The sequence below is a fragment of the Pseudomonas sp. MF6747 genome (genome assembly GCF_963890955.1).
Lineage (GTDB): Bacteria > Pseudomonadota > Gammaproteobacteria > Pseudomonadales > Pseudomonadaceae > Aquipseudomonas.
Map to the genome: position 1 here is coordinate 92,483 of NZ_CAWPSZ010000010.1, position 12,034 is coordinate 104,516.

General features: G+C 62.1%; 12 protein-coding genes. 8 read left to right on the plus strand and 4 right to left on the minus strand.

Translation table 11 applies throughout. The annotated features are described in order from the left end of the window. The first annotated feature begins 45 nt into the window (after positions 1 to 45). From phhA to AACW30_RS11625, 3 genes are all read left to right on the plus strand, one after another. Positions 46 to 837: a phenylalanine 4-monooxygenase gene (gene phhA, locus AACW30_RS11615; RefSeq protein WP_106576440.1), complete on the plus strand. Its 792-nt coding sequence runs from the start codon at positions 46 to 48 to the stop codon at positions 835 to 837. Between the two features lie 105 nt (positions 838 to 942). Further along, positions 943 to 1,299: a 4a-hydroxytetrahydrobiopterin dehydratase gene (locus AACW30_RS11620; RefSeq protein WP_106576439.1), complete on the plus strand. Its 357-nt coding sequence runs from the start codon at positions 943 to 945 to the stop codon at positions 1,297 to 1,299. After that, positions 1,299 to 2,492, plus strand: a complete 1,194-nt coding sequence (locus AACW30_RS11625) for an amino acid aminotransferase (RefSeq protein WP_200625061.1) — start codon at positions 1,299 to 1,301, stop codon at positions 2,490 to 2,492. The genes AACW30_RS11620 and AACW30_RS11625 overlap by 1 nt, the downstream gene beginning before the upstream one ends. Positions 2,493 to 2,616: 124 nt before the next feature. On the opposite strand, the gene AACW30_RS11630 is transcribed toward AACW30_RS11625, so the two are convergent. After that, positions 2,617 to 3,426 (minus strand): UDP-2,3-diacylglucosamine diphosphatase, encoded by an 810-nt coding sequence (locus tag AACW30_RS11630; protein ID WP_119742279.1) that lies wholly within the window; start codon positions 3,424 to 3,426, stop codon positions 2,617 to 2,619. 138 nt (positions 3,427 to 3,564) lie between these two features. On the opposite strand from AACW30_RS11630, the gene AACW30_RS11635 reads away from it, so the two are divergent. Then, positions 3,565 to 4,314: an AraC family transcriptional regulator gene (locus AACW30_RS11635; protein WP_119742277.1), complete on the plus strand. Its 750-nt coding sequence runs from the start codon at positions 3,565 to 3,567 to the stop codon at positions 4,312 to 4,314. 92 nt (positions 4,315 to 4,406) lie between these two features. Further along, on the plus strand, positions 4,407 to 5,291 hold the full coding sequence (locus AACW30_RS11640; RefSeq protein ID WP_200625062.1) for a DMT family transporter: 885 nt from the start codon (positions 4,407 to 4,409) through the stop codon (positions 5,289 to 5,291). Between the two features lie 3 nt (positions 5,292 to 5,294). On the opposite strand, the gene AACW30_RS11645 is transcribed toward AACW30_RS11640, so the two are convergent. Next, positions 5,295 to 5,582, minus strand: a complete 288-nt coding sequence (locus AACW30_RS11645; RefSeq protein WP_106576434.1) for a SelT/SelW/SelH family protein — start codon at positions 5,580 to 5,582, stop codon at positions 5,295 to 5,297. A gap of 84 nt (positions 5,583 to 5,666) precedes the next feature. Here AACW30_RS11645 and AACW30_RS11650 point away from each other — a divergent pair, with 84 nt between their 5' ends. Then, positions 5,667 to 7,856: a patatin-like phospholipase family protein gene (locus tag AACW30_RS11650; protein WP_119742272.1), complete on the plus strand. Its 2,190-nt coding sequence runs from the start codon at positions 5,667 to 5,669 to the stop codon at positions 7,854 to 7,856. 63 nt (positions 7,857 to 7,919) lie between these two features. Here the strand turns inward: AACW30_RS11650 and AACW30_RS11655 are convergent, their stop codons facing one another. Next, positions 7,920 to 8,354 (minus strand): MarR family transcriptional regulator, encoded by a 435-nt coding sequence (locus AACW30_RS11655; RefSeq protein ID WP_106576432.1) that lies wholly within the window; start codon positions 8,352 to 8,354, stop codon positions 7,920 to 7,922. A gap of 121 nt (positions 8,355 to 8,475) precedes the next feature. Continuing rightward, complete coding sequence (recQ, locus tag AACW30_RS11660) at positions 8,476 to 10,602, minus strand: DNA helicase RecQ (RefSeq protein ID WP_053258024.1); 2,127 nt, start codon at positions 10,600 to 10,602, stop codon at positions 8,476 to 8,478. Between the two features lie 275 nt (positions 10,603 to 10,877). On the opposite strand from recQ, the gene AACW30_RS11665 reads away from it, so the two are divergent. Both AACW30_RS11665 and AACW30_RS11670 read left to right on the plus strand, forming a co-directional pair. Continuing rightward, entirely contained in the window at positions 10,878 to 11,465 is a 588-nt protein-coding gene (locus tag AACW30_RS11665) for a UPF0149 family protein (RefSeq protein WP_106576431.1), read from the plus strand. A gap of 20 nt (positions 11,466 to 11,485) precedes the next feature. Beyond that, complete coding sequence (locus tag AACW30_RS11670; RefSeq protein ID WP_200625063.1) at positions 11,486 to 11,875, plus strand: YbaN family protein; 390 nt, start codon at positions 11,486 to 11,488, stop codon at positions 11,873 to 11,875. Positions 11,876 to 12,034 lie beyond the last annotated feature (159 nt).

The following is a 12,034-nucleotide window of genomic DNA, read 5'->3' on the forward strand; positions in this document are numbered from 1 at the left end:
TCATCGCAGGACATAACAAGAACGAATGCCTAGCAGGAGAGCCGTATGAAGCAAACGCACTACGTGGCCCGCGAGCCCGATGCGCAAGGTTTTATCCACTACCCGCCGGAAGAACACGCGGTGTGGAACACCCTGATCACGCGCCAGTTGAAAGTGATCGAGGGTCGCGCCTGTCAGGAATACCTGGACGGCATCGACAAGCTCGGCCTGCCGTTGGACCGCATTCCGCAACTGGGTGAAATCAACCAGGTGCTGGCCGAGACCACCGGCTGGCAAGTCGCCCGCGTGCCGGCGCTGATCCCCTTCCAGACCTTCTTCGAATTACTCGCCAGCAAGCAGTTTCCAGTGGCGACCTTTATTCGTACCCGCGAAGAACTGGACTACCTGCAAGAGCCGGATATTTTCCACGAGATCTTCGGCCACTGCCCGCTGCTGACCAACCCCTGGTTCGCCGAATTCACCCACACCTACGGCAAGCTCGGCCTGGCCGCGACCAAGGAACAGCGCGTGTACCTGGCGCGCCTGTACTGGATGACCATCGAGTTCGGCCTGGTGGACACCCCGCAAGGCCGGCGCATTTACGGTGGCGGCATTCTGTCGTCGCCCAAGGAAAGCGTGTATTGCCTGTCGGATGAGCCCGAGCACCAAGCCTTCGACCCGCTCGAAGCGATGCGCACGCCGTATCGGATCGACATCCTGCAACCGCTGTATTTCGTCCTGCCCGAGCTCAAGCGCCTGTTCGAAGTGGCGCAGGAAGACATCATGGGCATGGTCGAGCGCGGTATGCAGCTGGGTCTGCACGCGCCGAAATTTCCGCCCAAACCCAAAGCGGCTTGAACCTTATGTTTTGAGGCCAGGTGAGTCTGTTCCCTGGCCGCGCGTTGCTTTAGGGTGACGCCACTGACGACCGTTTTTCAAACACTCGAATTCAGGACACATCCCATGACCACCTTGAACCAAGCCCACTGCGAAGCCTGCCGTGCCGACGCCCCGCAAGTCAGCGATGAAGAGTTGCCGGTACTGATCAAGCAGATTCCCGACTGGAACATTGAAGTACGCGACGGCGTGATGCAGCTGGAAAAGGTTTTTCTGTTCAAGAACTTCAAATTTGCCCTGGCCTTTACCAACGCCGTGGGTGAAATATCTGAAGCCGAAGGCCACCACCCAGGCCTGCTCACCGAGTGGGGCAAAGTCACCGTGACCTGGTGGAGCCACTCGATCAAAGGCTTGCACCGCAACGACTTCATCATGGCCGCGCGCACTGACGAAGTGGCCAAGGACGCCGAGGGCCGCAAGTAATGCATTTCGATGCCATTGGCCGCGTGCCCGGCGACCCGATCCTCGGGCTGATGGACCTGTATGCCCAGGACGGCAACCCGAACAAGTTCGACCTGGGCGTCGGCGTCTATAAAGACGACCAGGGCCTCACGCCGATTCCGCATTCGGTAAAACTCGCCGAACAGCGCCTGGTAGACACCCAGACCACCAAGACCTACATCGGCGGCCACGGCGATGCGGCATTCGGTGCGCTGATCAGCGAACTGGTGCTCGGCGCCGACTCGGCCTTGATCCGCGACCGCCGTGCCGGTGCAACGCAAACCCCAGGCGGCACCGGCGCCCTGCGCCTGAGCGCAGACTTTATCGCCCATAACCTGCCGGGGCGCGGCGTGTGGCTGAGCGACCCGACCTGGCCGATCCACGAAACCATCTTCGCCAAGGCCGGGCTTAAGGTCAGTCACTACCCCTACGTGGGCGCCGACAACCGCCTGGATGTGGCCGCGATGTTGGCCACACTCGCCACGGTGCCCGAGGGCGACGTGGTGTTGCTGCACGCGTGCTGCCACAACCCGACCGGTTTTGACCTGTCCCAGGACGACTGGCGCCAGGTGCTGCAGATCGTGCGCGAGCGCCAATTGCTGCCGCTGATCGACTTCGCCTATCAAGGCTTCGGCGACGGCCTGGAGCAAGACGCCTGGGCCGTGCGACTGTTTGCCGCCGAGCTGCCGGAAGTGCTGATCACCAGCTCTTGCTCGAAGAACTTTGGCCTGTACCGCGACCGTGTCGGCGCGTTGATCGTGTGCGCGGCGGATGCTGAAAAGCTCACGGATGTGCGCAGCCAGCTGGCAAACACCGCGCGTAATCTGTGGTCGACGCCGCCGGACCATGGCGCCGCCGTGGTGGCGACCATCCTTGGGGATGCCGAGCTGAAAAAGCGCTGGAGCGACGAAGTCGAAGCCATGCGTTCACGGATCGCGCAGTTGCGTTCAGGCCTGGTAGAGGCGCTGGCGCCCCACGGGCTGGCCGAACGCTTTGCGCATATCGGTGCGCAGCGCGGGATGTTTTCCTACACCGGCTTGAGCGCCGAACAGGTCAAGCAACTGCGCGAGAAGCACAGCGTGTACATGGTCAGTTCGGGACGGGCCAACGTGGCGGGCATCGACGCGACGCGTTTGACCCTGCTGGCCGAGGCCATCGCCGACGTTTGCCACTGAAGAAACGGGGAATAAATGGGGGAGCGGGCGTGCTCGCGAATGCAGTGTGACAGTCACCCAATAGATTGACTGACACTGCGCATTCGCGGGCAAGCCCGCGCCCACATGTGAACGGTGTTGTTTTTTAGCCCGCAACCATCTCGGCTTTGATCTGCGCTTCCTTCGCCTGCGCATCCGCCAACCGATACAACTCGATATGCCCGTCCCAGTGCTCGATCAACGCCGTGCACGACTCCACCCAATCCCCGCAGTTAAGGTAATCCACCTCGCCCACCTTGCGGATTTCCGCGTGGTGAATATGCCCGCAGACCACGCCATGCAACTCGCGCTTGGTCACTTCGTGGGCGATCGCTTCCTCAAAGTCGCTGATAAAGCTCACTGCCGTTTTGACCTTGTGCTTGAGGTACGCCGACAGCGACCAGTAGCCGTAGCCATACCGCGCCCGCCAGTGATTGAGCCAGCGGTTCAGCGTGAGGGTGAATTCGTAGGCCGAGTCGCCGAGAAACGCCAGCCAGCGGTGGTACCGGGTGATCACATCAAACTGGTCGCCGTGGATCACCAGCAAGTGCCGGCCATCGGCGGTGACGTGCACCGCTTCGTCGACCAGTTGGATATTGCCCAGGATCAGCTTGGAATAGCGCCGCAGGAACTCGTCATGGTTGCCGGTGACATAGATCACCTCGGTGCCGCGCTTGGCCATGGTCAGCAGGCGGCGGATCACGTTGGTATGGGCCTGGGGCCAATACATGCCGCCGCGCATTTTCCAGCCATCAATGATGTCGCCAACCAGGTACACCTTGTCTGCGTGGTAACCCTTGAGAAACCGCGACAAATGTTCGGCCTGGCAGTCCCGCGTGCCCAGGTGCACGTCGGAAATCCACAAGGTACGAACCCGTTGTTTACGACCGGGTTTGGCGAATTCGGCACGGGTCATGGGCATCCCTCGACGGTGTTTTCGCGAGCTTGCGCCCTGGTGGTTAATAGCCCATGACAGCGGTGCGTCAGTCTGATGACAGCGCCTGGCGCCCGCGAAGCGTTGTAGACTGGCGCCCTGCACCCTCAGGAGACTGCGATGAGACCGACGCTCACGCTGCGCCACTACCTCGAAGAGCCGCTTGCCCACAGCCATGACCATGCGCAGTTGGTGTTTGGCCTGTCCGGGCACCTGGACCTGGAAGTCGATGGCCGGGGCAGCCAGGTGCACGAAAACAGCGTGATGGTGCTGCCCTTCTCCGCCCACCACGCCTGCGGCAGCCGTGATGGCAGCCGTTGCCTGGTGCTGGACGTGCCCACCGAACATTGGGTCGTGCAATCGCTGGGCGAGCATGCCGATGCCAGCCGCCGCCTGCTCGACCAATCGGCACGCCTGACCCTGGACTCGCGGCAAAGCCAACTGGTGCAATGGCTGGCGCACAGCCCGGTGGATGACCCGCTGATCGTGCAGCAAGGCGCGGTGCTGTTATTGGCCAGCCTCAATCACCCGCTGGCCCAACCGATGCCGGGACGACGCCTGCCGTATGCGGCGTTTGATGCGCATATCGAACGACACGTTGCGCACCCATTGCAGGTCGCGGACCTTGCACGCATTGCCGGCCTGTCGGTCGCGCGCCTGCACGCGCGCTTTATCGCCGAGTGCGGGCAGACGCCGATGGACTACATCCGCGGGCGCCGCCTGCAGATGGCCTTGAACCTGTTGCGCAACACGCCGCTGCCCATCGGCGACATTGCCGAGCGCGTCGGCTACAGCTCGCAAAGTGCGTTTGCCGCCGCGATGTTGCGCGAATTTGGCGCATCACCGGGCGCATTGCGGCGCTCATCATAGTCTTGCGACAAAAAACGCGAGCCGGACGACAGACGCCCACACCTCCAACCTCTAGACTGCGATTCTGTCACCCCGTTGGTTCAAGGATCGCAATGACTCCCCGCTCAGCCCTCGGCGCCCTGCATATCGGCGCACTGATGTTTGGCCTCACCGGCGTATTCGGCAAGCTGGCGGCGGCCTCGCCCGCCATTATCGTCTTTGGCCGGGCGGCCTTCGCCGTGGTGGCGCTCGCCGTGTTTGCGCGATTCGCCAGCAACACCACCTGGAAAACACTTCAGATGCGCGACTGGCGCCGCCTGCTGATCAGCGGCGTGCTGCTCGCGGCGCATTGGGTAACCTTCTTCATCGCGGTCAAAGGTGCTGGCGTCGCCGTCGCCACGCTTGGGTTTACCGCGTTCCCGGCGTTTACCGTGATTCTCGAAGGGCTGATCTTCCGCGAGCGCATTCGCGCCAATGAAGTGCTGCTGGTGGTACTGGTCAGTGTCGGCCTGATCCTGGTGACGCCAGACTTCAACCTTGCCAGCGCAGCCACCGGCGGCCTGCTCTGGGGCATTGCCTCGGGCCTGCTGTTTTCGCTGCTGTCGCTGAACAACCGCGCCAGTTCCGGGCGCATCCCCGCGGTGCAGGCGGCGCTGTGTCAGAACGTGGTGGTCGCGGCTTGTCTGCTGCCGGTAGCGGCACCCGGGCTGGCGGATGTGCGGGCAATTGACTGGTTGTGGATCGGGCTGCTCGGGGTGTTCTGTACCGGCCTGGCCCACAGCCTGTTTGTCGCCAGCCTGGCGGTGATCAAAGCGCGCACCGCCTCGGTGGTGTTTGCCATGGAGCCGGTCTACGGCATCACCGCGGCCTGGGTGCTGTTTGCCGAAACCCCGACCCTGCGCATGCTGCTGGGCGGCGCGCTGATCATTGTCGCCATCGTGCTTTCCGGGCTGATGGGCAGCACCAGCCAAGCCAAGGCGCCTGCGGCGACGGCCTGATGTTCAGGCTGTGCGGTCGTTGTGGCCCAGATCCCGCTGTGGGTCGATCTGGTCACGCACGCGCTGCTTGAGCACCTTGGCTTCGGGGAAGCCGCCGTCGGCCTTGCGCTCCCAGATCTGCACGCCATCGCAGGTGATGCGAAACGCGCCGCCGGTGGCCGGCTCCAGCGCCACACGGCCCAGGTCATCGGCAAACGTACTCAACAATTCCTGGGCCAGCCACGCGGCGCGCAACAGCCACTGGCACTGGGTGCAATAGGTGATGACGATCTCGGGTTTGCTCAGCGACATAATTTGAGAGGTTCCTGGCATAACGGGCTGGGTGAATCGGGTGGCTATAATACCGGCCTTTATTGCCCAGCCTCGAGATTCATGATGCGCCGCCTGTTGTCTTGCCTGTTTCTGTGTTTGCTTCCATTGCTCGCCGACGCCGTTGAAACACCCCGCCCCAAAATCGGCCTTGTGCTGTCCGGCGGCGCCGCGCGTGGCCTGGCGCATATCGGTGTGCTCAAGGCCCTGGAGGAGCAAGGGATCCAGATCGATGCGATTGCCGGCACCAGCATGGGCGCGGTGATTGGCGGGCTGTACGCATCGGGCTACAAGATTGATGAGCTGGAAAAGCTCGCGCTGAATATCGACTGGCAACAAGCGCTGTCCGACGCACCGCCGCGTGAAGACGTGCCGTTTCGACGCAAGCAGGACGACCGCGACTTTTTGGTCAAACAGAAGCTCAGTTTCCGTGACGACGGCAGCCTCGGCCTGCCACTCGGAGTGATTCAGGGTCAGAACCTGGCACTGCTGCTGGAAAGCATGTTCGCCCACAGCAGCAATACGCGTAACTTCGACAAGCTGCCGATCCCCTTCCGCGCGGTGGCCACCGACATCACCACCGGCGAAAAAGTCGTGTTCAACAAAGGCCACTTGCCCCAGGTGATCCGCGCGAGCATGTCGATCCCGGCGGTGTTCGCCCCGGTGGAAATCGACGGCCGGCTGCTGGTGGACGGCGGCATGACCGACAACATCCCGCTGGACGTGGCACGCGAGATGGGCGTCGACATTGCCATCGTGGTCGACATCGGCACCCCGCTGCGTTCGCGAAAGCAACTTGCCACTGTCGTCGATGTGCTCAACCAGTCGATCACCCTGATGACCCGGCGCAACTCTGAAGAGCAACTCAAGGCGCTGCACCCCAAGGATGTGCTGATCCAACCGCCGCTGGCGGCCTACGGCGTGACGGACTTCGGCCGCGCCAAGGACATGATCGACGCTGGCTACCGCGCCACCCGCGCGCTTGATATACGCCTGGCGCACCTGCGCCCTGCTGAGCCTGTCGACCCGCAACTGATCGCGGCCCGCACGCCCGGCGAGCGCACGCCCGTGATCACCGCCATCAAGGTGGAGAACGACTCGAAGGTCAGCGATGACGTGATCCGCTACTACATCCGCCAAAACCTGGGCGAACCGTTGAACCTGGGCCGTCTGCAAACCGACATGGGCACCCTGTACGGCCTGGACTACTTCGAGCAGGTGCAATACCGCGTGGTGAAAAAGGGCCAGGACAATACCCTGGTGATCAGTGCTCGCGGCAAACGCAGCGGCACCGACTACTTGCGCCTTGGCCTGAACCTGTCGGATGACATGCGCGGCGACAGCGCCTTCAACCTCGGCGCCAGCTACCGCATGAATGGCATCAATCGCCTCGGCGCCGAATGGCTGACGCGGGTGCAGATCGGTGATCGCCAAGAGCTGTACAGCGAGTTCTACCAGCCACTGGATGTCGGTTCACGCTACTTCGTCGCGCCCTATATCAGTGCCCAGGCGCAGAACGTTGAACTGATTCTGGACAACGATCCCATCTCCGAATACCGCCTGGAGCGTTATGGCTTTGGCTTGAACGTCGGTCGCCAGATCGGCAACAGCGGCGAGATCCGCTTCGGCGTCGGCGAAGCCTGGGGCAAGGCGGACGTGCGCATCGGCGACCGCGACCTGCCGAGCGTGAGCTTCAGCGAGGGCTTCTATGAACTGAAGTACTCGTTCGACTCGCTCGATAACGTGTACTTCCCGCACACCGGCGAAGACATCGGCCTGGCGTTCCGCGAATTCGAGCCCGGGTTAGGCTCGGACCAGCGCTATCGACAATGGGAGTTCAAACTGGACAAGGCCATGAGCCGCGGCCCGGACACGCTCATACTGGGCGGCCGTTACGGGCGCACTCTGGATAAATCCGACGTGGTGGTGTCCAGCTTCCTGCTGGGCGGTGCGCGGCAATTGTCCGGCTTTCGCGAAGATGCGATCTCGGGGCAGAACATCGCTCTGATGCGCGCGGTGTACTACCGCCGCCTGACGCCGCGCTCGTACCTGCCGCTGGATTTCCCGCTGTACCTGGGGGCCTCGGTGGAACGCGGCCGGGCGTGGAACAACGACAATCAATTCGACAGCGGTTACATCAACGCTGCGAGTATTTTCCTGGGGTTCGATACCCCGCTGGGGCCGCTGAATTTCAGCTACGGGTTCAATGATGACAATCAGCAGGCGGTGTACCTGAACCTCGGCCAGACGTTCTAGGCACAAAAAAAAGTGGGAGCTGGCAAGCCAGCTCCCACTTTTTGATCCCTGGCGAATCCCAGATCAGGACTTTTCCAGATTCGCCAGGATGTGCCCATGCACACGCATGCACACGCGCAGATCCTCTTCATCCACGCCCACAAACAGCTCATGGCGCAACGCTGTGGCAATGGTTTCAATCTGATCGATCAACGGGCGGGCGGTGTCGCACAGCAATATGCGTTTGGCACGACGGTCTTCCAGCACCGCCTGGCGTTGCACCAGGCCCTGACCTTCAAGGCTGTCGAGCAGGCGGGCCAGCGTCGGCCCTTCGACGCCAACACTTTGAGCCAGCTCGCGCTGAGTGGGCGCTTCCGCAAAACGGGCCAGGTGCAACAGCACCAGCCAACGCGCCTGGGACAAACCCAGCCCCGCCAAGCGGCGGTCCAGTTCGGCGCGCCAACCTCGGGACATTTGCGCCAACTGCATGCCAAAGCGGTGTTGATCGGTTAAAGGCATAAAAAACTCATGGTTTAGACTGAAAATAAAGTGTGGCTAATTATTAGTCAGCTAAGCATGAGCCATGCCAGGAGGCAAGCGCCGCTCTGTACTGATTCGTTACATTGGCGCAATTGGCACACTAAATTTCGAATTCCGACTGCAAAGCAGCCCGCACACAATACAAAACACCTTCAGGCACACGACCGGTAAACAGCGGCGCGATCTCCGCAACCGGTGGCAATTCGCCCTCTCCGTCAAGGAATGCATCCTGGATTTCACCGAGCAGATCTTCCGGCAAATCAAGGGCCTGCTCCAACGACAACTGCTGCTTGCCGATGGATTCGGCCAGCAGGGTATAGACGTTTTTTTCGGAACATTGCAGTTGGCCGGCAATCTGGATCGGGGTCATGCCGGCACGCGCCAGGCTGATCAATTCGTGGCGAATATCGGCGACTTCCTTCGGCGCCTCGGCCTGGCCGCCGAGCACTTCGAGGAAGGCTTGCCCGTAGCGTTCCAGCTTGCGCGCGCCGACGCCGCTGACCCGGGCCATTTCGGCCATGGTGGTCGGCTGCTCGCGCAGCATCTCCAGCAACGTGGAGTCGGGGAAAATAACGTAAGGCGGCACGCTGTGTTCCTGCGCAAGTTTACGTCGCAGGGTGCGCAAGGCTTCCCATTGCTCGCGCTCTTCGCCACGGACCAACTGGCTGGCCTGGCTGGTGCTGCTCTTGGCCGTGGTCTGCGGTTTGAGGTCGCGACGCAGCTCCAGGCTCACTTCGCCCTTGAGCAATGGCCGGCAACTGTCGTTCAGGCGCAGGCCGCCATACCCTTCCAGGTCGATGTCCACCAGGCCGCGGGCGACCATCTGGCGGAACAGTGAGCGCCACTCGCCTTCAGCGCGGGCTTTGCCGACGCCATAGACGGAGAGTTTTTCGTGGCCGAAGCTGCGCACTTTTTCGTTGTCCTTGCCCAGCAACACATCCACCAGATGGCCCACGCCGTAACGCTGGCCGGTGCGATAGATGGCTGACAACGCCTGGCGCGCCGGCTCGGTGGCGTCCCAAGTCTGCACGCCGTCCACGCAGTTGTCGCAGTGACCGCACGGCTCGGGCATGTCTTCGTCGAAGTACGCCAGCAGCGTTTGGCGGCGGCAGCGCGTCTCTTCACACAGCGACAGCATTGCGTCGAGCTTGTGTTGCTCCAGTCGCTTGTGACGCTCGTCGCCCTCGGAGTTCTGCAGCATCTGCTTGAGCATCACCACGTCTTGCAGGCCGTAGACCATCCAGGCATCCGCCGGCAGGCCATCACGGCCGGCGCGACCGGTTTCCTGGTAATACGCCTCGAGGGACTTGGGCAGGTCCATGTGCGCGACAAAGCGCACGTTGGATTTGTCGATACCCATGCCGAACGCGATGGTCGCCACCATGATCAGGCCTTCCTCGTTGAGAAAGCGCTTCTGGTGGGCAGAGCGCGTTTCATTGGGCAGGCCCGCGTGGTACGGCAGCGCCGGGTAGCCTTGCTCGCAGAGGAACGCGGCCACTTCATCGACCTTCTTGCGCGACAGGCAATAGACGATGCCCGCATCGCTGCGCCGCTCGGACAGGAACGCCAGCAACTGCTTGCGCGGCTGCTCCTTGGGCACAATGCGGTAGAAGATGTTCGGCCGGTCGAAACTCGACAGGAAGCGCTCGGCGTTCTGCAGGTGCAGGCGCTCGACGATTTCTTCACGGGTGCGTTTGTCGGCAGTGGCCGTCAACGCGATGCGCGGGACGTCGGGAAACAATTCCGCCAATTGGCCCAGCTGCAAATATTCGCGACGAAAATCGTGGCCCCATTGCGATACGCAGTGGGCTTCATCGATGGCGAACAGGGCGATTTCCAGGCTCTGCAAAAACGCCAGCATGCGCGGCTGCACCAGACGCTCAGGGGCCAGGTAAAGCATCTTCACTTCACCGCGCTTGATGCGCGCGGCCAGGTCGCGCTGCTGCTCGGCGCTGAGGGTGGAGTTCAAGGAGGCGGCGGCGACACCAAGCTCTTCAAGGGTGGCGACCTGGTCGTCCATCAACGCGATCAGCGGCGACACCACCACGGCCAGGCCGTTACGCAACAGCGCCGGCACCTGGAAGCACAACGACTTGCCGCCGCCGGTAGGCATCAGCACCAGGGCATCACCGCCACTGGCCACGCGCTCAATGATCGCACCCTGGCGGCCACGAAAACTGTCGTAGCCGAAGATGTCCTTGAGGACGCGTTGAGCCTGCTCGAGCATGTAAAACTCCAAAATGGTGCCGAAATCCCTCTGTACAGGCTGGCCGAAAAACCCCGGCTTCACGGGAAATAATCCGTAAGCGAAGTTTTCGCGGGTTGGCGCTTGGCCTGCAGGGGCATCACAAAACGCGGCAGTATACCCGAGCGTCGGTCCGCAAAGGGCGCCACTGACGAACAGCGACTGCTATCTAAAACCTGGCAAATATGCCTTGCAGCTGGCCTGGGGGCTCAAGAAAGCCTAGAATTGCGCATCGTTTATTCCCAAGGTATGCCGTAATGTCCTTCGCTGAGCAACTAACCCGCCTGCAAGCCTTCCTCGACGCCGATGAGCTGCATGACGAGGCGCTGGACTACGTGGCCGCCCACGGCTACCTGACCGCCCTGTCGATCTCTTCCGACATCGTGCCGGACCGTGAGTGGATCGACGCCTTGTTCGCCGAAGAGCCGCATTACGCCGATGCCGCCCAACGCGAAGAAATCGAATCCACCCTGCTGGCCCTCAAGGCCCACATCGGTCGCCAACTGGCTTCCGACGAGGAATTCGAGCTGCCTTGCGAGCTGGACCTGGGCGAAGACCCGGATGACTCCGACCTGCGCGGCTGGTGCATCGGTTTCATGGAAGGCGTGTTCCTGCGCGAAGCCGCCTGGTTCGAAACCGCCGAGGAAGAAGTCAGCGAAATGCTGCTGCCGATCATGGTCGGTTCGGGTCTGTTCGACGACCAGCCGGAATTCTCCGACATCGCTTCCGACGCCAACCTGATGGACGACATGATCGTACAGATCCCGGAAGCCCTGACCGCCCTGTACCTGTTGTGCAACGCCCCTGACGAAAAACCGGCGATCCTCAAGCCCCGTCACCACTGAGTCGTTTGCCCGTGTCCCCCATGGGCGATCGCTCGCTACTCCTGCGTTACGCACTGCTGGCCATCGGCTGGTTGAGCGTGGCGCTGGGAGTGATCGGCATCTTCCTTCCAGTACTGCCGACCACGCCCTTCCTGCTACTCGCCGCCGCCTGCTTCGCTCGAAGCTCCCCGCGTTTCTACCACTGGCTGGTGGAACACCCGCGCCTGGGCCCGTGGATCAAAGACTACCTGGACGGCAATGGCATTCCGCTCAAGGGCAAGGTCTACGCACTCGGCTTGATGTGGCTGAGCATTGGTTTCTCCTGCTACCTGGTGCCGCTGCCGTGGGCACGCGGTTTCATGCTGACCAGTGCCGTTCTCGTGACTGTGTATATTCTGCGCCAGAAAACCCTGCCGCCCCGCGAACGGTAGGCGCGGGCTTGGGTGGTAGCCGGGCTTGCCCGCGATAGCATCGCCACGGTGCAACTGTCACACCGCAGCGCCTGAATCGCAGGCAAGCCAGCTCCCACACTTGCCAGCAGCTACATAAGCCAGATCCTGCACACGACCTTGGTCGACACTGACTAACCC

What these genes read in the sequence shown, in the direction of transcription:
- AACW30_RS11665 (WP_106576431.1), top strand. Translation starts at nt 10,878, where the DNA reads ATGTCCTTCGCTGAGCAACTAACCCGCCTGCAAGCCTTCCTCGACGCC.
- AACW30_RS11650 (WP_119742272.1), top strand. Translation starts at nt 5,667, where the DNA reads ATGCGCCGCCTGTTGTCTTGCCTGTTTCTGTGTTTGCTTCCATTGCTC.
- AACW30_RS11620 (WP_106576439.1), top strand. Translation starts at nt 943, where the DNA reads ATGACCACCTTGAACCAAGCCCACTGCGAAGCCTGCCGTGCCGACGCC.
- recQ (WP_053258024.1), bottom strand. Translation starts at nt 10,602, where the DNA reads ATGCTCGAGCAGGCTCAACGCGTCCTCAAGGACATCTTCGGCTACGAC.
- phhA (WP_106576440.1), top strand. Translation starts at nt 46, where the DNA reads ATGAAGCAAACGCACTACGTGGCCCGCGAGCCCGATGCGCAAGGTTTT.
- AACW30_RS11635 (WP_119742277.1), top strand. Translation starts at nt 3,565, where the DNA reads ATGAGACCGACGCTCACGCTGCGCCACTACCTCGAAGAGCCGCTTGCC.
- AACW30_RS11645 (WP_106576434.1), bottom strand. Translation starts at nt 5,582, where the DNA reads ATGTCGCTGAGCAAACCCGAGATCGTCATCACCTATTGCACCCAGTGC.
- AACW30_RS11625 (WP_200625061.1), top strand. Translation starts at nt 1,299, where the DNA reads ATGCATTTCGATGCCATTGGCCGCGTGCCCGGCGACCCGATCCTCGGG.
- AACW30_RS11640 (WP_200625062.1), top strand. Translation starts at nt 4,407, where the DNA reads ATGACTCCCCGCTCAGCCCTCGGCGCCCTGCATATCGGCGCACTGATG.
- AACW30_RS11655 (WP_106576432.1), bottom strand. Translation starts at nt 8,354, where the DNA reads ATGCCTTTAACCGATCAACACCGCTTTGGCATGCAGTTGGCGCAAATG.
- AACW30_RS11670 (WP_200625063.1), top strand. Translation starts at nt 11,486, where the DNA reads ATGGGCGATCGCTCGCTACTCCTGCGTTACGCACTGCTGGCCATCGGC.
- AACW30_RS11630 (WP_119742279.1), bottom strand. Translation starts at nt 3,426, where the DNA reads ATGACCCGTGCCGAATTCGCCAAACCCGGTCGTAAACAACGGGTTCGT.